Genomic DNA, 17,001 nt, shown 5'->3' on the forward strand with positions numbered 1-17,001 from the left:
GGCACGCACACAATTGCATTCATGTACGAAAAAAAGACGGTGCGAGTAACTAGTCAAGTTACCTGCAACGTCTTTTCATATATGTTTACATCTTGATGGTAATGCGTTTTGTCATCAGGCGCGTGGAAATCAGCAAGACGGCAACCAAAATGAGTGAACCGGTGATGGCTAAAGCTGGTCCAGCTTCTGCAGGAATATAAGGTACCCAAGGAATAATGGAACTCAATCCACTGTCTCCAAGGAAATAGCCATTGAGGCTGAGAGCAGCAACCGCAATTCCGACGAAAACAAAGCCGATGATCCAGCCAAAGCGGTAATAGCCGAGCCCAATCAGCCAACCGATCAAGTAATAAGTGAAAGCGTTGATAAAAAACGTGACGGTGGCCGAAAGCCATCCGGATGACGGATAGAACGCGCCGACACCATCTGTGCCAATGGGCAGTGCAGCGAAGCCTGAAATAAAATGCTCAATGCCGTTGACAGCGAGCGGCACTAAAGTGACAGCCGCCGCCAATGCAAGTGCGGATAAAACGGTACCCATATACAAATCCTTGCGTGTGATGCCTTGCTGCACATAGTAGCCAAGAAAGCCATAGGCTGCGATAATCCCGCAGACCAGCATGAAGATCGCTACAGAATAGCTTGAAAAGGCGAAGAAGGGATCAACGCTGGCATCGTTTCTGACTACGATGAACATGCCGATGATGTATGCGGCAATCAAAAATGAGAAAAACCAAATCGCCCATTTAAACTGTTCGTAAAAGAGGTCGAAAGCAACTTTTGGATACAATTTTAATTGTTTCATCTTAATGCGCCTCCTCTGTTAAGTGGATGAACAGGTCCTGCAGCGGCACTGGGCCGATTTCAAGGCCTTGTTCCCGTGCGGCGAGTTGGTTCTGTTCAGTCAGCGTACCGTAAACCATAACTGATTTCGTGCCGCCCAGCCTTTGTTCGTTCAAAACTTTCATGCCGGCGACAAAATCATCAACCTGATCGGCTGCTCCTGTAATCGAAGCACCTTGAGCAGAAAGGGTTTCATATTCCTCGTTCAGCAAGAGGTTTCCTTGATCGATGATGACGACCTTATCGAAAAGGTAATCCATTTCCGACACCAGATGAGTGGAAAGAATGAAGGTCCGCGGATATTCTGCCTGGTCCGCTAGAATTTCCTCATAGAAGATTTGGCGTGCCGGTGCGTCCATTCCCAGATACGCTTCATCGAAAATTGTTACGGGCGTGCGGCTCGCAAGTCCGATGACCACATTCAACGCTGACTGCATGCCTTTGGACAATTTATGGGCAGGCTTGTCGAGCGGCAGTTTAAAGCGCTTCAGTAAATGATTGGCGTAATCTTTGTCGTAGTTTGGGCGATACCTTTCCGGAAATTCAAGCAAAGCAGGAATCTTTTCGTATTCGTCTGCATAGTCCTTTTCATAAATGAACGAAATCTGCTGCATCTTCTCTGGATTTTCAAAGACTGGTTCACCATCAATCTCTATTTGGCCGGTTGTCGGTTCACGGAAAGCCGCGAGCAAAGACAGAAGGGAAGTCTTGCCAGCACCGTTGCGCCCGATGAGGCCGTGGATCTTGCCAACTTCCAGCGCCAGTGAAATGTCCTTTAATGCTTCAAATTTCCCGAATTTCAACGTGACATTTTTCATCTCTATTTTGGCAGCCATCATCCTTCACTCCCTTTCGTGTTTTTGATCAGGTCAATAATTTCTTGTTGGGAAATGCCAAGCTTCTTTGCTTCCTGAATGAGACTCCTGACGTAATTGTCGACAAATGCTTCTTTGCGCTGTCCGACCAATGTCTGTTTTGCTCCTTCTGCTACAAACATCCCAATCCCTCTCTTCTTAAATAAGATTCCTTCTTCCACCAGCTGGTTGATCCCTTTTGAGACAGTCGCATGATTGATCTTATAAAAATTGACGAGCTGATTGGTCGATGGTGCCTGATCTCCTTCTTTCAGCTGGTCATTGACAATTTGGTCTTCAATCAATTCACGGACCTGCAAAAAAATCGGTTTACTTGAATCAAACGCATTGCTCACTGAAAACACCTCCTGAACCCTTCTCGTTATATGGTTATATACTTATGTGTATAACCATATATCCGTTTGACTTATTTGTCAATTATTTTTGTGTCTTTATTAAAACAATAGAACGAAATAAAAAGGTGTTGCACAAGCTGCTTTTCGCAGTTCGGGCAACACCTTTTGTTTACACTATTCCTGTATCTTAAAAATTACTAGTTATTTTCAGTTCTTCACAATCTGGTCGCCAAGCTTTTCTTTGCTCATCATAAACGCGACAACTAAGGCCAGTACAGCAGGGACAACCGCCCATAGGAATGTGCTCGCAATGGAAGAAGAAAGGGCATCCGTCAATTGGGCTGACAGTTCGGCAGGAATATTGGCACGTCCTTCAGCAGATAATAGGGCACGGGAGTCTCCAGTAAAGCTGGCAGCTCCGGCTCCAAAACTTTCGGTCATATTACGCGTGAACGCATGGCTTTGGATAATCCCGAAAATGGTGATGCCGATGGTCATCCCGAATGTACGCAGGAAGCTGACGGTGGAAGTTGCGGCACCGCGTTTGCGTACTGAAAACGGATGGATGGCGGCTGATGGCAGCACCGAGAAGGATGCGCCAATGCCAAGTCCGGCAAGAATCATAAAGAAGACCACCAGGAATCGCGATGTATCAATTGACAAAGTGGCTAACAAAATCATGCCGACTGTCAGTAAAGCGAGCGTTGGAATCAAGAATGAGCGATAAGCGAATTTGGCCATTAAAGCACCGCCAATCGACGCACTGACAACCGATCCGACCATCATGGGCAACAAGACAAGCCCTGAATTTGTTGCATTCCCTCCTTGAACCCCTTGAATATAGAACGGGATATAAACCGAAGCGGTGATGAAAGCAGCGCCGCTGAAAATCGAAATGAGGCCACTTGTCGCAAAGAGGCGCTCTTTGAACATGCTGAAATCGATGACCGGTTCATCAGCGCGACGTTCTGCAATGATAAAGATGATGGCGAGTACAGCAAAGCCGGCGAATAAACCGAAGCTCTGAGGAGATACCCACGCAAATTCCTTGCCGCCCAGTTCCACTGCAAACATCAGGCAGACGACCGCGCCGACAAGTGTGGCAGCACCCAGCCAGTCGATTTTTTGTTCGGCGTGTTCGAGTGATTCTTTATAGAAGAAAGCCACCATTATGAAAGCAATTAAGCCAAGTGGAATGTTGATATAGAAAATCCATGTCCAGTTGATGTATTCCGTGATATAAGCACCCAGCAAAGGACCAAAGACGCTGGAAATCCCGAATACGGCACCGAACATGCCGCTCATTTTGCCGCGTTGTTTTAACGGCACAACGTCAAACATGATCGTGAATGCAATCGGCATGAGTGCTCCACCGCCGATTCCTTGAATCGCACGGTAGATGATCAATTCATTGATGGTATCGGCTGTACCGCAAAGCACCGAACCGATCATAAAGACCAGTAACCCGAAAATGAAAAACCGCTTGCGTCCATACATATCGGAAAGTTTACCGAAAATCGGCATCCCGGCCATCTGTGCGACCAGATAAGCGGAAGTGACCCAAACGAATTTATCGACTCCACCCAGTTCCCCGACGATTGATGGCAACGCTGTCGTGACGATCGTGTTGTCCATAGATGCCACCAAAATCGCCAGCAGCAATCCGCCAATAACTACTTTAATATTGCTTTGTCTTTTATTGTTCATCTTTTTCGCCTTCCATTTCCTTCAATTTAATTTTGGATGTTCATATCATAATCCTATAGAATAAAAAAATCCAAACTTGAAGACTCGGATTCTTACAAGATTCGAAAGTTTATTTGAATCTTTTTGATAAAGGCATGCTTTGTATAAGTTCTTGGTTCTTTTGTTCTGTCTGGTTTTTATCTTTTAGAGCCAACAAAAATGAACAAAAGGAAAAGTGAAATTTAATTGACAGAAATGTTTAATAACTCTTTCCGGAATATGTTACTGTAGAATAGCAACAAGTTAAATCATAAAAAGGAGGGATTAGGTGGTAAGCAGAAATCAAACTGCCGAAACAAAAAAGAAAAGAAAAAAATTGAAAGTCCCACATATTTTCGTTATTTTATTTCTCATGATTGCATTGGCTTCATTGGTCAGCTACATCATTCCAGCGGGGCAATTTGAGCGGGTGACAAATGAGAGTGGAGCAGAAATCATTCAGCCGGGAACATTTGAATACATAGAAGCATCTCCAGTGACATTTTTTGAGTTTATGTTCGCGATTCCGGATGGCTTTATCCAGACCGCTGAAATCATCTTCGGGATCATCATGATTGGAGGCATGTTTGCGGTCATCGAACGGACAGGCGTGATTTCTCTCGCTGTCAATAAATTGGCCAGCAAGTTTTCCGATAAAGGCTTATGGATTATTCCCACCTTAATGATTCCGTTCGCTCTTTTCACTACGTTTACCGGCCAAGTGGAAATGTCGTTGATTTATCTCCCGGCAATTTTGCCTTTGGTATTGAAGCTTGGATTCGATCGAATCACAGCGACAGCGATTGTTCTGGTTGCCACGATTTCAGGTTTCACATTGGCTTTAGCGGTTCCGGCTAATCTTGGGGTGGCACAGGAAATCGCCGAACTGCCGCTTTATTCCGGTATGTGGTACCGAATTGTTCTGTTGGCGATTGTACTTACAGTCGGTATGGCTTACGTATGGCGCTATGCCAGAAAAGTACAGAAGAATCCGGAGTTGAGCATCGTATTTGATGAAAATGATGATGACTTGGAGATAAAGGAGCTTTCGGCTGGAAAAGCAACGAAGCGCCAGATGTGGACAGCAGTTACTCTATTGGTGGGGTTCGGTGTTTTGCTGTTTGGACTCTTGAATTACGGTTGGTATTTCCGCGAACTGACCGGGCTTTATGCGCTGATCGGAATTGCGGCAGGACTTGTTGCGGGATTGAGTTCGTCTGAAATTGCTGATGCCTTCAATGAAGGGTTTAAGAAAATCCTTCTGGGAGCAATTGTCGTTGGGATAGCACGGGGCATCGCGGTGGTATTGGACGCCGGGGATATCATGGATACGATTATTTATGCGCTCGGAGAATTTGTCGGGATCATGCCTGATTCGTTGACAGCAGTCTTCATGCTCATTGTTCAAGCAGCATTGAATTTCCTTATTCCATCCGGGAGTGGCCAGGCGATGGTGACCATGCCAATTATGTCCGGCCTTTCCGACATCAGCGGTGTGACGCGCCAGACAGCTGTCCTGGCTTTCCTGATGGGAGATGGCTTTACAAATATTTTCTATCCGACCTCGGGTTATTTCATGGCAACATTAGCTGTTGGTGGGGTACGGTGGGAAAAATGGTTGAAATTCATCTTCCCATTGCTCATCGTGTGGTACTTGATCGCAGCTGCGGCTCTGGTGATTGCGCAATTTATTGATTATGGACCACTTTAACTCTGTAAAACGAAGCGCCTCTATCTTAAGAGGCGCTTTTATTTCGCTTATCCGGCTTTAAAGAATGGTAAGGTTTTACTAAAAGATAATTAAGTGAAACGTTTTGAAGTGCCGTTGTCTCTAATAAGTAAAGGGGAATGAGGCGGATGCAGCACGATGAAGAAATGATTGCAGCAGCAATTCGGGGCGATCGTTTGGCGCTTCAGAAATTATTGAAATCAGAAAAAGAGAAATTATACCGTATGGCATATACATATGTGAAAAACGAAGATGAGGCGTTGGAAATTTTTCAGCAGACTGTTCTTCAGGCCATTGAGTCGGTCCATCAATTAAAGAATCCGGCTTACTTCTCAACTTGGTTAACACGCATCTGTATCAACAAAGCTCTGACAGCTTTGAAGAAAAACAAAAAGCTCGTTGTAATGGATAAAGTGGAAGAACAAGTGATGGAGATGGACTCCTCAACTGACCTAGCTCAGCAGTTGGATGTGGCAAATGCCTTGGGTTTATTGCCGGAGAAATACAAGACGGCGCTGATGCTGCGGTATTACCAGGATTTTTCTGTAAAACAAATAGCGGAAGTAATGAACTGTGCAGAAGGATCGGTAAAGACACTTATCCACCGGGGGCTGGCATTGCTGAAAAAGAATTTGAAGGGAGTGTATGCAGATGAACGGCAAAGAGATTTCAATTAAGAAAGCGATGGAACAGGTCGATGTGCCGGAAGATCGTTTGGATGCACTCATTGAACAGGCATTCTTTGAAACTTCTGCTGCTAAAAAGAAACAGCGTAGATGGCTGGCACCGGCTGTCGCAGCCTCAGTCCTTTTTTTCGGCAGTTCTGCTGCAGTTCTTACAGCCTCACCAGCACTTGCCAATTACATGGCACAGATCCCGGTCATCGGCAATGTGTTCGCCATCTTTTCAGAAGAAGAAAGAGGACTGTTGGAATACGAACGCTTCAGTGAAGATGTGGGGCTGTCGAAAACAAGCAACGGCATTACGATTTCCATTGAGCAAGCAGTGTATGATGGAACAAAAGTGACGTTCACCTATACAGTTGCATCAGATCAAAAACTGGATTCTTCAGCACATTTAACGGGTTCTCCAATCTTACTTGAAGCAGAAGGGCCCACTGGCGGCATGGAATGGGAGCCGGTGGAAGGCGGAATTGCGGGTATTGCAGAAATCCTCCATCTTGATGAGGAGGCAAAACAGGTCAATGTCCAGTGGGAACCTGCAAGCCTCTATACTGAACAGGGGGAAATTGTGGGAGACTGGAAATTTGAGTTCGCGGTGGCGCAGCTGAAAAACTTAGAGCCTCTTATTTTAGATCAGAAAGTTAGCAATAACGGCGTCTCTGTGCACTTCGATAAAGTGACTTTTACAGACATCTCAGTAAATATCGCTTACCAGCAATTAGTGGAACCGTCATTATTGCAGGACTGGCAGTATGTAGAAGCTGAACTGCTTGCACAAGACGATTTGGGAAATGTTTACCCCGTTCCCTATAATGGCGGAAGTACGCCAGGAGGTTCGCGAACAGCAGAAGATTTGGAATGGACAGCCACCGTTCGGGGATTGTCGCCAGAAGCGAAAACGCTGACCTTTTATCCGTTTGCGCACATCAGCAGGGTGGCTGAAGAAGGAGAATCAGATGCCAAGCGCATTGAATTTGATGCAGTAGAGATAGATTTGGTGGAAAGAACCCACACCCTAATCGAAAATCCGGTATTCCCTGAATTAGAAGAGAAACAGGAGTGAAATCAGAACGAAACCCGCATCTTCATGATCGGTAAGAGCGGGTTTTATTTCAATAAAACGACTGATATCGGTGAAATACAAGTGATAGGATTAATATCCACCGCAAGGGGTAAACTATCATTAAAATCTTTATTATTGGAGGAATCAGCAATGGCTAGAAAAGGCACAGCGGGGAAAACACCAGAAAAACATGTAGGCGCACCTGAATCGGGAATCGATAAAGCCATCAATAAAACAAAAGAAGTTTTTGACGGTGAAAACGAAGCCACTGATTATGAAGAAGTCAAAGGGAAAGAAGAAATGAAAGATGCGAAAGAACATTCTAAAAAAGTAGCGAATAAGAAGAATGAAGATAGCGAGAGAAATATTTAATGGAAAAGTGAAAAGGCACTGCCCTTACCCATTCAGGTGAGCGGCAGTGCCTTTTTAATTGCGCGGGTGCCTGGCACTCACACAATTATTTTTATTTTCATATAAAGTATAGAAATTCGAATAGTAGTTATTCTCAACCGGTTTTCTCACAAGGTACATAGGTGATAAACCATTCAATTTGTTTAAGGAATAAAATGAATAAAATCAAAACCTATTCATTCGACTGTCTGGTGGAAAGGTCGAGATGAGTAATCGCCCGAAAACCTGGCAGAGCAACTGCAGAAAAGGAAAATCCTTTTTAAAGTGCTTAATGGGAAGAAGATGAATAAGTATGAATAATAGCTGGGGATTCCTGTTGTTTCTATGGAGGAAGGTTTTTAAGAGTACTTCCTGAAAAAATGAATAAAAATATGAATTATAGGAATATAGATTTGGTTGAACATTAACTGCTATGGATGGAACCTGTCTCGTAGATTGGTTTCCCGGAAGAAAGTAAATCGGGCCTGACCTTTTCTATCGAAAGAAAAAGGTCTTGTTTTTCGATAGAAAGGGTAGAGTCAAAGAAAGGAGTGATAGGAATGCTGACTGCAGAATTGCTGAAGCAATTAGATGTCAAAGAACAGCGCATCATTGACATACGGCGACACCTCCACGAACATCCGGAGCTGTCGTTTGAAGAAGAGAAGACAGCTGCCTATATTGAGGATTTCTATAAAGGGGTGGCGGTTGATTCGGTGGAGACGAATGTCGGCGGCCAACGGGGCATTGTGGTAACCATAAAAGGCGAAAAACCTGGCAAAACCATTGCGGTCCGTGCAGATTTCGATGCCTTGCCGATTCAAGAGGAAACGGATTTGCCCTTCGCATCCAAAACAAAAGGTGTTATGCATGCCTGCGGACACGATGGGCATACGGCTTATATGTTGGTTCTTGCCGAAACACTGGCTGAAATGAAAAAGCAATTGGCGGGGACGATTAAGGTTATTCATCAGCCGGCTGAAGAAATGCCGCCGGGCGGAGCCATCGGCATGATTAGAGCTGGCGTGCTTGACGATGTGTCGGCCGTATTCGGCATCCATGTTATGTCGACGATGGAAGCCGGAAAAATTTTTTACAGAAGCGGCAATACCCAAACCGGGCGTGCACGCTTTAAGCTGCATATCCAGGGAAAAGGCGGCCATGGTTCTTCTCCGCACATGGCGAATGATGCCATTGTGGCAGCAAGTTCTTTTGTCATGAATTGCCAGACCGTCATCAGCCGACGGATGGATCCGTTTGATACGGCAGTGGTGACAATCGGCTCATTCGACGGCAAAGGGCAATTTAATGTCATCAAGGATGCTGTCGCACTGGAAGGCGATGTCCGGACGATGTCCCAGGAATCCCGTGAGCTGGTTGAAGCGCAGGTGCGCCAGTTTGCGGAAGGGCTGGAAACTTCTTTCGGCGTTCAGGCGACACTGGAATATGCGAATGATTATCCGGTCCTCTATAACGATCCTGAAATTACCGGGCAAGTTCGCCAGGCGATTGAAGAAGCGAATATCCCGGAAGTAACAGCAGTTGAAGAAGTGGCGCCACAGCCCCCTTCTGAGGATTTTGCCTATTACCTGGAGGAAAAGCCGGGCTGTTTTTTCTATGTGGGTGCAAAACCCTTAGGAAAAGAAGCATATCCACACCATCATCCCAAGTTTGAAATTGACGAGAAAAGCTTGTTGATCAGCGCGAAGGCAATGGCTGCAGTGGCAGCGGATTTTTGTCGAGAAAAGAAAGATGATTGAGTTCTCTTTTTGAATAAAGATCTGAATAATCTTGCAACTTATTTACAAACCTCTAATACTGGTTTAAAGTGACAGTAAGGTGCGCGGAAGCATCAACTGTTCTTGCCGGGCACTTAGCTTATGTATACCCATGAAAAGATATTGCCAAGTCTGCAGAAATTTCACGATGAAATTTTTACGCGTAGATAGAAGCCAGTTCATCCAGACAAGCAGTCTTGCTGTTGTCTTTTTGAGCTGGCTTTTTTTGAAGAGCAAGAAAATCGGGAGGGGCGATTCATGATGGATTTTTCATTCACAGAAGAACAGGGGATGCTGCGAAGCACGACGCGCAGTTTTGTCGACAAGGAAATCATGCCGTTTATCGAAGAATGGGACCGGGCGGGCAAGTCAGACCCTGCCATTTACGGTAAGCTTGCCGACCTTGGACTGATGGGAGTTTGTATTCCGGAAAAATACGGCGGGAGCGGCATGGATTATAATTCGCTGGCGATTGTCTGCGAAGAATTGGAGCGAGGCGATACGGCATTCCGTACCGCGGTATCTGTCCATACCGGATTGAACAGCCTGACCATTCTGCAATGGGGGACAGAAGAACAAAAGCAGCAATACTTGATCCCGCAGGCGAAAGGCGAGAAAATCGGCGCTTTTGGATTGACGGAGCCAAGTGCTGGATCAGATGTGGCGGCGATGAAGACGACTGCTGTGAAGCAAGGCGACCATTACGTGTTGAATGGGCAGAAGACCTGGATTTCTCTTTGCGATGTGGCAGACCATTTTCTGGTCTTTGCCTACACAGGTGAGCAGGAGCAAAAGCATGGAGCGATTTCCGCTTTCATAGTAGAACGCACTTGGCAGGGCTTTTCTTCCAAGGCCATTAAAGGAAAACATGGCATCCGGGCGGGCAATACGGGTGAATTGTTTTTTGAGGATGTGAAAGTTCCGGCAGAAAATCTGCTGGGGCACGAAGGCGAAGGGTTTAAGATAGCTATGTCGGCCCTCGATAACGGGCGCTTTACGGTGGCCGCCGGAGCTGTTGGACAAATCATGGCGTGCCTGGAAGCGAGCGTCAGCTATTGCCATGAACGCCAAACTTTCGGCAAAGAAATCGGCAGACATCAACTGGTCCAGCAGATGATCGCAAAAATGGAAGCCGGTTTTCAAATGAGCCGGCTGCTTGTTTACCGGGCGGGCGAATTGAAAAACCAAGGAAAGCGCAACACCCGTGAAACTTCATTGGCGAAATGGCAGGCTTGTGATTTCGCCAATCAGGCAGCGGACGACGCATTCCAAATCCACGGTGCTTATGGCTACTCGGATGAATACCCGGTCAGCCGCTATTTGCGAAATTCCAAAGCGCCGGTCATCTATGAAGGGACGCGTGAAATCCACACGATCATGCAGGCGGAATATGTGCTGGGCTATAAAGAAGACAAAGCTTTGTCCAAAACATTGCCAGCCTGGGAACAGCAAGCCGATTCAACGGCAAATCGCTGATGCGGTGAAGAAGAATAGCAAGGCCAAACAGATCTTGTCGGCTGGCACACCCACAGACCGGAAATTCGGAAGAGGATGGCAGGCTTAATCTCTGCCGGTATAGGGTACTTTTTCATTAGGAAGAGAGACTGCCCGGCAGTCCAATAAACCACACAAAGAGGAGAATGATCATGGAAATTCTAAAACGGTTCAAAGACATTATGACGAGCAACATTAATGCCCTGCTGGACAAAGCAGAGGATCCGGAAAAAATGATCGATCAGTATTTGCGTGATTTGAACAGTGACTTAGGGAAAGTGAAGTCGGAGACAGCTGCGATTATGGCTGCGGAAAAACGGGAGCGCCGCGAGCTCGAGGAATTTGAGAAAGAAATCGGTGACATGCAGCGCTATGCGGTAAAAGCATTGGAAGCCGGCAATGAAGATGATGCACGCAAATTCCTGCAGCGCAAAGCAGAGCTTTCCGAGAAAGTGACGGATAAACAGATAGCTGTTGAACTTGCGGCTGCCAATACGCAACAGATGCGGCAAATGCATGACAAGCTGGAATCGGATATCGGCGAACTGGAATCCCGCCGCTCAGAGCTGAAAGGCAAAGCGTCTGTGGCAAAGACACAAAAACGCATGAACGATTTTGCTTCATCTGTGGATGGAGCGGGAGAGCGGATTTCCGCTTTCGACAAGATGGAACAGAAAATCAATCAGGAGCTTGATGAAGCCATTGCCATGTCCGAATTGAACAAGGGCTCTAGTACAGATATCAAGGACCTGGCTTCAAAATACGACAGTGATTCATCGGTTGATGACGAGTTGGAGTCGCTGAAAGCAGGCATCAATGTAGACGATGAATTGGAATCATTGAAAAGCCAATTGGGCAAAAATGAATGAGAGCGGCTGTACGGACAGTTTCCTTTGACCTGAAGGGAGGCAGACACCATGGTCATTCAGTATAAATGTCCAAACTGCGGATCAGATATGGCGTTCGACAGCGAATCCGGACATCTGTCCTGTCCGAGCTGCGGCCGGCAGGATAACATTGAAACATTTCCGGAAACCAATATCCTGCGGAAATTCGACCCGGAGGAAGCGAAGGAATATCATTGTGAAAATTGTGGGGCGGTCATTTTGACGGAAGCGGAAACCACTGCAACCCATTGCAGCTTCTGTGGGGCGCCGGTGCTATTGGCAGACCGGCTGACAGGTGATCTGGCTCCGGCCAAAGTGATTCCTTTCACCATCAGCAAAGATGAAGCCGTCGCCGCTTTTCGGAAATGGACGAAAAACGGCAGGCTGACACCACCGGGTTTTGCCAGTGGCGACCGGATCAAAAAGATGACTGGGATGTATGTGCCTTTTTGGCTGTATGACATTGATGGGAAAGCGGATGTGGCGGCACTTGCAACCCGGGTACGCAGCTATACCAGAGGGGATACAATTTACACGGAGACTGATTTCTATGACGTGCGCCGTGAAATGGACCTCAGCTATTTAAAGGTACCAGCAGATGCTTCGGAAAAAATGGACGATGAATTGATGGACAAGTTGGAGCCCTATGATTACGGAGAATTGAAGGATTTCAAAATGCCTTACTTGGCGGGATACCTTGCTGAGAAGTACGATTATGACGATGACGCGTTGTTTTCCCGGGTCGAATCGAAAATTGTCCCCTATATCGATTCGTACATAAGCAGCACCATTTCCGGCTACTCAACCGTCAGCTATACGAATAAACAAATCCTGGCGAATAAAAAGAATGTCTACTATACGTTGTTTCCAGTATGGATGGTTTATTATGATTTCGATAACAAGGAACATACCTTTGCGATGAACGGGCAAACCGGCAAAGTGGTCGGAAAGCCTCCAATCAGTGCTTTCAAGGTCGCTGCTTGGTTCGCCGGCATTGCTGCCTCCGCTTTCGCTGTGCTGAAAGCAATTTCGTTTGCGGTGGGAGGGGTGCTTTGGTGAAACAGTTTCAATTGAAAGGGCTAATGATGTTTTGCCTGCTGCTGTTTTTTATTGGCATCGGCGGAACTGCAGCTTCAGCAGCTGTGGAGCAGCGCGTATACGATAACGCCAACTTGCTGACCGGTTCAGAAATAGCCGAATTGGAAGCAGTGGCCGCAGAGCACAGCCGGAAGCAAGGAACAGACTTTCTGTTTTTGACGTCTGAAGAGCAAGCACCTTTTTTCATCGTGGATTACATGGGGGATTTCTTTGATACATGGGCAGTGGAAAATGGCCAGGAAAATGCCGTCTTGCTGACGATGAACATCGCTACACGCGACGTTTACCTGGCAGGTTTTGGAACTGCAGAAACGACATTGGATAATCAGCGTGTCAATATGGTGCTCGACCGGATCATTCCGGACATGCAGCGGGGCGATTACGCAGGAGCTTTCCGTGAAACTGTAACCACTTCAAGCCGCTACATGGAATTTCGTCCTGGGGTCAACCCGGAAAATATTTTCTTCAAGACCTGGTTCCAGCTCGCTGTTGCTTTGCTGCTGGGCGGAATTGTTGTCGGCTCGATGCTCTACAATTCGGGTGGACGTGTGACGACCACAGCCGGTACTTATTTTGACGGCGACAATTCACGGGTGACAGGCAAGCTTGACCAGTTCCGCAACAAGACCGTATCGCGCCGCAGGGTTCCGAAGAAAAGCAGTGGAGGCGGTGGTGGATTTGGCGGTGGCGGCGTCACGGGTGGCGGCCGCTCCTTCAGCGGAGGCGGGCGCAAATTCTAAAATCAGTTTGAATTAAAGGAGGAGACCGTGAGAATGGGGTTTTTCAGCAACCAATTTTCAGATGTAGTGGAATGGGAAGAATTCAGAGACGATATGATCTTCTGGAAATGGAACAACAATGAAGTCAAAAAAGGCAGCCGGCTGATTATCCGTCCAGGACAGGATGCTATCTTCATCAATAATGGCAAAATTGAAGGGATCTTTGAGGAAGAAGGCGAGTACGACATCGAATCGGAAATCGTGCCGTTCCTATCGACTTTGAAAGGCTTTCGCTTCGGCTTTAACAGCGGCATGCGCGTGGAAGTGCTGTTTGTAAACACCAAGGAATTCACCGTCAAATGGGGTACGCAGAACCCAATCAATATTCCGGCGCCACAGCTGCCCGGCGGCATGCCGATCCGGGCGAACGGCACCTTCCAGTTCAAAGTCAGCGATTACGTCGGCTTAATCGATAAAATTGCAGGTGTCCGCGACAGTTATCTGGTGGACGATGTGAAAATTCGCATCACGGCAATTCTGGATCAGCTGTTGATGCGATGGATCACAAAAGAAGGCAAGGACATGTTCAACTTGCAGGCCAATGCACATGAAATCGGCCAAGGAATCCAAGATGACTTGAATATGCAGCTGATGGACGACGGTATGAAAGTCACCGGGTTCCAGGTTATGAGCTTTAATTATCCGAAGGAAATCCAGGACATGATCAATAAAAGCGCATCGCATGGCATGGTCGGGGATGTCGGGAAATACCAGCAGATCTCAGTGGCCGATGCCATGGGCAAGTCATCGGGATCCAATACAGCATCCGACATGGCCGGCATGATGATGGGCATGAACATCGCCAAAGAAATGATGGATGGCCAGAAAGAATCTGATTCCGGCAAGCAGCAGAAAACAGCCGATGCAGGCTCGAATGATTCAGACACGAGCGGGCAAGCAGCACCGAAATTCTGTCCGAACTGCGGCCAAAAAAATGAAGGCTCCAAGTTCTGTCCGAATTGTGGGCAGAAGCTGAGTTAATGAATAGCAAAAACCGCCACCTGGATAAAAAATCGGGATGGCGGTTTTTGTCTTTGAGTTTCTAGATCGTTAACTTATTTTCTTCTTTCAATCGGATGGCTTGAACTGTCAGTTTCTCGAGCAAGGCTGCAAACACGCAGACCGTTGATGATGCAACAATGCAGATCAGGCTCATCGTGAATATGCCGGCAATGTCGCCGCCGATAAAGACAATCAGAAACACCAATCCTGCTATAAAGCAAAGAGCGATTGCGAAAGCACAGTATTTGATTTTCTTTAATGCGCTCACCGAATCCATTGAAAATGCCTTGTTTCGGCTGATGAAACCCAGCAGTTTAAAGGCCTGGTAAAGGGCGATAAAAAACAGGCTGAACAATAGATAGGCAGACAGCATAAAAGGGTACTGCAGGTAAGCAGTCTCCGGATGGGCAGCTGCGTCTCTACTGGCCATTTCAGGAATAACGAACAGACAAAAAGCAAGAGCGGGAAGGCAAAGCAGGGCCAATACAGTTCTCAGAAAAAGCAGGGAAGCTCTCATGAAGCACACCTCTTTTATCAAGTGTTGGCTGGAGCCCGATTATGAAGAGGAATCATCCTCTTCCGGCCGGTATTCCAGCACATCGCCTGGCTGACAATCCAAAGCTTTACAGATTGCCTCCAAGGTCGATAATCGAACGGCTTTTGCCTTGCCATTTTTCAGGATGGACAAGTTGGCCATGGTAATGCCGACTTTCTCTGAAAGCTCGGTTACGCTCATTTTTCGTTTAGCAAGCATCACGTCAATGTTGATTATAATTGCCATATCATTTCACCTCAGACCGTCAGATCATTTTCTGATTTTATTTCAATCGCATTTTCCAATAGCTTTTGAAGAACTGCCGCAAAGACGGCAATTACAAGGGCGCCAAAGGTAATGACCATCCCAAGCCCACCAAGGCCAGGAGCGTCATCCACTTGAGCCATGTACAAAATAATCGGCAAACACAACAAGTACAGGCCTGCGATGGTAAGGGCGCAGTATTTGATGTTCTTCAACGCTTTCACGGATCGTTCCGAGAAAGCGATGTTGCGGTCAATATAGCTCAAGAGCTTCATGGACTGGTATAAAGCAATAAAATAAGCAACGGCTGTGCCATACAGGGCAATCAGAAAGACATATTGCAGAAATGCCCATTCCGGCAAGAGTTCTCCGACAAACTGAGACAGCGGCGGCACCACAAAAATGCAGACAGCGATTACCGGAAGAACCATGAGAAATAGAACGATTTTCAAAAACAGGGTTTCCCGTTTCATTTTTTAAAGCACCTCGATTGTATAAGATTAGATTCAGTATAAAACATTATTTATCGAATTACAATATATAAATATTGATATACGGAATTAATAATCCAAATAACGATAGAGAGTAAAGTAGAAAATAACTGTTCTTCTGTAGGCTGTTGGAATAGAATACAGTTTAAAGTTCATCCCCCAAAAATATTAGATAAAGGTACCGGAATTAGAGAAATTAAAGAAAAGGCTCTGCCGCTGATCTCGATGGGTGATGGCAAAGCCCTTTGTATGGACGATAGCTTTTCAGTTCATAAAACCTAATTCAAGTAGACTGAAAAATCGAATAAATTTAATTGTTTTTTGAAAAAAGAGGAGTATGATAAAGGTAAAAGGAGGAGGAGTTAAAATGGAAGCCACCTTTGGTCTTGTGCCGATGCTGGTTTTGTCAGCCATTGTGATTCTGCTTATCGTGTTTTATTTCTTCTTCCACCACTGGGCAAAATGAATATTCAACAAGAAAGCCGCATGTCAGCATGCGGCTTTTTGTGTTGAACTGATAGGTAGTATGCAAAGCCATAGAATAGAAAAGAACCTAGATGGTCATAAAATTCAGTACCAGTCACCGCATCTGTGGTGCTTTCTTGATCAAAGAAAGCTTAAAACAAGGGCTGCGACGAGAAGAACGGCTGCCACTTTTCGGTTTGGAATTTTAAAGCGCGGCAAACTGCCGTTAACCAATGCGACAATGGCAATAATGATGACAAAAATGACCAGTAGATCGACAATGCTGCCGATGCCGCCGCCAAAGAGTCCCAGTAATACAAGCAGAGCGACCAGCAAGTAAAGTGGTGCCACAAGAACTTTCTTCCATAAAGCGTTTGAGCGAAGACCTGGAAGATCCAGGATAAAACTAGTAAAGCTGGACCTTGGTCTTCGTCTTCGAAAACGATTGGGGTCATTCATTCGGATTCCTCCTTGAGCTTTCAAATTGTAACTTAAAGATATTCTCTTATTGTGACAGAAACTCTCTAACTTAGATATGGTTTCGGCTGAACAGAAAACGCATCTA

Annotated in this window: 18 protein-coding genes; 10 read left to right on the top strand and 8 right to left on the bottom strand. The window is 46.1% G+C overall.

Going from position 1 to position 17,001, the window contains the following annotated elements; all coding sequences use genetic code 11:
• Nucleotides 1-85: 85 nt before the first annotated feature.
• The 4 genes from QMA04_RS10350 to QMA04_RS10365 form a co-directional block, all read right to left on the bottom strand.
• On the bottom strand, nucleotides 86-805 hold the full coding sequence (locus tag QMA04_RS10350; protein ID WP_290185608.1) for a hypothetical protein: 720 nt from the start codon (nucleotides 803-805) through the stop codon (nucleotides 86-88).
• A gap of 1 nt (nucleotide 806) precedes the next feature.
• On the bottom strand, nucleotides 807-1,682 hold the full coding sequence (locus QMA04_RS10355; RefSeq protein ID WP_301610676.1) for an ABC transporter ATP-binding protein: 876 nt from the start codon (nucleotides 1,680-1,682) through the stop codon (nucleotides 807-809).
• A complete protein-coding gene (locus tag QMA04_RS10360; protein ID WP_191716217.1) occupies nucleotides 1,679-2,053 on the bottom strand; it encodes a GntR family transcriptional regulator in 375 nt (124 codons plus the stop codon). The genes QMA04_RS10355 and QMA04_RS10360 overlap by 4 nt, the downstream gene beginning before the upstream one ends.
• Nucleotides 2,054-2,260: 207 nt before the next feature.
• On the bottom strand, nucleotides 2,261-3,760 hold the full coding sequence (locus tag QMA04_RS10365) for an MDR family MFS transporter (protein WP_290185609.1): 1,500 nt from the start codon (nucleotides 3,758-3,760) through the stop codon (nucleotides 2,261-2,263).
• A 307-nt stretch (nucleotides 3,761-4,067) separates the two neighbouring features.
• Here QMA04_RS10365 and QMA04_RS10370 point away from each other — a divergent pair, with 307 nt between their 5' ends.
• From QMA04_RS10370 to QMA04_RS10415, 10 genes are all read left to right on the top strand, one after another.
• Nucleotides 4,068-5,489: a YfcC family protein gene (locus QMA04_RS10370; RefSeq protein WP_290185611.1), complete on the top strand. Its 1,422-nt coding sequence runs from the start codon at nucleotides 4,068-4,070 to the stop codon at nucleotides 5,487-5,489.
• Between the two features lie 146 nt (nucleotides 5,490-5,635).
• Nucleotides 5,636-6,184, top strand: a complete 549-nt coding sequence (locus tag QMA04_RS10375; RefSeq protein ID WP_290185613.1) for a sigma-70 family RNA polymerase sigma factor — start codon at nucleotides 5,636-5,638, stop codon at nucleotides 6,182-6,184.
• Complete coding sequence (locus QMA04_RS10380) at nucleotides 6,159-7,253, top strand: DUF4179 domain-containing protein (RefSeq protein ID WP_290185615.1); 1,095 nt, start codon at nucleotides 6,159-6,161, stop codon at nucleotides 7,251-7,253. The genes QMA04_RS10375 and QMA04_RS10380 overlap by 26 nt, the downstream gene beginning before the upstream one ends.
• Nucleotides 7,254-7,277: 24 nt before the next feature.
• Nucleotides 7,278-7,625: a hypothetical protein gene (locus QMA04_RS10385; protein ID WP_290185617.1), complete on the top strand. Its 348-nt coding sequence runs from the start codon at nucleotides 7,278-7,280 to the stop codon at nucleotides 7,623-7,625.
• 578 nt (nucleotides 7,626-8,203) lie between these two features.
• On the top strand, nucleotides 8,204-9,403 hold the full coding sequence (locus QMA04_RS10390) for an amidohydrolase (RefSeq protein ID WP_290185619.1): 1,200 nt from the start codon (nucleotides 8,204-8,206) through the stop codon (nucleotides 9,401-9,403).
• A 279-nt stretch (nucleotides 9,404-9,682) separates the two neighbouring features.
• On the top strand, nucleotides 9,683-10,897 hold the full coding sequence (locus QMA04_RS10395) for an acyl-CoA dehydrogenase family protein (protein ID WP_290185792.1): 1,215 nt from the start codon (nucleotides 9,683-9,685) through the stop codon (nucleotides 10,895-10,897).
• Nucleotides 10,898-11,067: 170 nt separating this feature from the next.
• Nucleotides 11,068-11,784: a PspA/IM30 family protein gene (locus QMA04_RS10400; protein WP_290185622.1), complete on the top strand. Its 717-nt coding sequence runs from the start codon at nucleotides 11,068-11,070 to the stop codon at nucleotides 11,782-11,784.
• Nucleotides 11,785-11,832: 48 nt separating this feature from the next.
• Nucleotides 11,833-12,861, top strand: a complete 1,029-nt coding sequence (locus tag QMA04_RS10405; protein ID WP_290185624.1) for a TFIIB-type zinc ribbon-containing protein — start codon at nucleotides 11,833-11,835, stop codon at nucleotides 12,859-12,861.
• Entirely contained in the window at nucleotides 12,858-13,640 is a 783-nt protein-coding gene (locus QMA04_RS10410; protein WP_290185626.1) for a TPM domain-containing protein, read from the top strand. The genes QMA04_RS10405 and QMA04_RS10410 overlap by 4 nt, the downstream gene beginning before the upstream one ends.
• A gap of 33 nt (nucleotides 13,641-13,673) precedes the next feature.
• Nucleotides 13,674-14,660, top strand: coding sequence for an SPFH domain-containing protein (locus QMA04_RS10415; RefSeq protein ID WP_203340870.1), 987 nt, complete (start codon nucleotides 13,674-13,676; stop codon nucleotides 14,658-14,660).
• Between the two features lie 61 nt (nucleotides 14,661-14,721).
• Here the strand turns inward: QMA04_RS10415 and QMA04_RS10420 are convergent, their stop codons facing one another.
• From QMA04_RS10420 to QMA04_RS10435, 4 genes are all read right to left on the bottom strand, one after another.
• Complete coding sequence (locus QMA04_RS10420; protein ID WP_191716207.1) at nucleotides 14,722-15,198, bottom strand: DUF2975 domain-containing protein; 477 nt, start codon at nucleotides 15,196-15,198, stop codon at nucleotides 14,722-14,724.
• Between the two features lie 39 nt (nucleotides 15,199-15,237).
• On the bottom strand, nucleotides 15,238-15,462 hold the full coding sequence (locus QMA04_RS10425) for a helix-turn-helix domain-containing protein (RefSeq protein WP_191716206.1): 225 nt from the start codon (nucleotides 15,460-15,462) through the stop codon (nucleotides 15,238-15,240).
• An 11-nt stretch (nucleotides 15,463-15,473) separates the two neighbouring features.
• The gene (locus tag QMA04_RS10430) at nucleotides 15,474-15,953 is read right to left on the bottom strand and encodes a DUF2975 domain-containing protein (protein WP_290185629.1); all 480 of its coding nucleotides are present in this window, start codon (nucleotides 15,951-15,953) and stop codon (nucleotides 15,474-15,476) included.
• A gap of 624 nt (nucleotides 15,954-16,577) precedes the next feature.
• On the bottom strand, nucleotides 16,578-16,895 hold the full coding sequence (locus QMA04_RS10435; RefSeq protein ID WP_290185631.1) for a hypothetical protein: 318 nt from the start codon (nucleotides 16,893-16,895) through the stop codon (nucleotides 16,578-16,580).
• Nucleotides 16,896-17,001: the final 106 nt, after the last annotated feature.

It is taken from the genome of Planococcus sp. APC 3900, assembly GCF_030407735.1.
Lineage (GTDB): Bacteria > Bacillota > Bacilli > Bacillales_A > Planococcaceae > Planococcus > Planococcus notacanthi.

Bases quoted from the DNA above. Each gene is read 5' to 3' on its own strand.
- QMA04_RS10350 (WP_290185608.1), bottom strand. From the start codon at position 805: ATGAAACAATTAAAATTGTATCCAAAAGTTGCTTTCGACCTCTTTTAC.
- QMA04_RS10395 (WP_290185792.1), top strand. From the start codon at position 9,683: ATGGATTTTTCATTCACAGAAGAACAGGGGATGCTGCGAAGCACGACG.
- QMA04_RS10425 (WP_191716206.1), bottom strand. From the start codon at position 15,462: ATGGCAATTATAATCAACATTGACGTGATGCTTGCTAAACGAAAAATG.
- QMA04_RS10405 (WP_290185624.1), top strand. From the start codon at position 11,833: ATGGTCATTCAGTATAAATGTCCAAACTGCGGATCAGATATGGCGTTC.
- QMA04_RS10435 (WP_290185631.1), bottom strand. From the start codon at position 16,895: ATGAATGACCCCAATCGTTTTCGAAGACGAAGACCAAGGTCCAGCTTT.
- QMA04_RS10400 (WP_290185622.1), top strand. From the start codon at position 11,068: ATGGAAATTCTAAAACGGTTCAAAGACATTATGACGAGCAACATTAAT.
- QMA04_RS10390 (WP_290185619.1), top strand. From the start codon at position 8,204: ATGCTGACTGCAGAATTGCTGAAGCAATTAGATGTCAAAGAACAGCGC.
- QMA04_RS10380 (WP_290185615.1), top strand. From the start codon at position 6,159: ATGAACGGCAAAGAGATTTCAATTAAGAAAGCGATGGAACAGGTCGAT.
- QMA04_RS10420 (WP_191716207.1), bottom strand. From the start codon at position 15,198: ATGAGAGCTTCCCTGCTTTTTCTGAGAACTGTATTGGCCCTGCTTTGC.
- QMA04_RS10355 (WP_301610676.1), bottom strand. From the start codon at position 1,682: ATGATGGCTGCCAAAATAGAGATGAAAAATGTCACGTTGAAATTCGGG.
- QMA04_RS10365 (WP_290185609.1), bottom strand. From the start codon at position 3,760: ATGAACAATAAAAGACAAAGCAATATTAAAGTAGTTATTGGCGGATTG.
- QMA04_RS10430 (WP_290185629.1), bottom strand. From the start codon at position 15,953: ATGAAACGGGAAACCCTGTTTTTGAAAATCGTTCTATTTCTCATGGTT.
- QMA04_RS10415 (WP_203340870.1), top strand. From the start codon at position 13,674: ATGGGGTTTTTCAGCAACCAATTTTCAGATGTAGTGGAATGGGAAGAA.
- QMA04_RS10385 (WP_290185617.1), top strand. From the start codon at position 7,278: ATGATCGGTAAGAGCGGGTTTTATTTCAATAAAACGACTGATATCGGT.
- QMA04_RS10375 (WP_290185613.1), top strand. From the start codon at position 5,636: ATGCAGCACGATGAAGAAATGATTGCAGCAGCAATTCGGGGCGATCGT.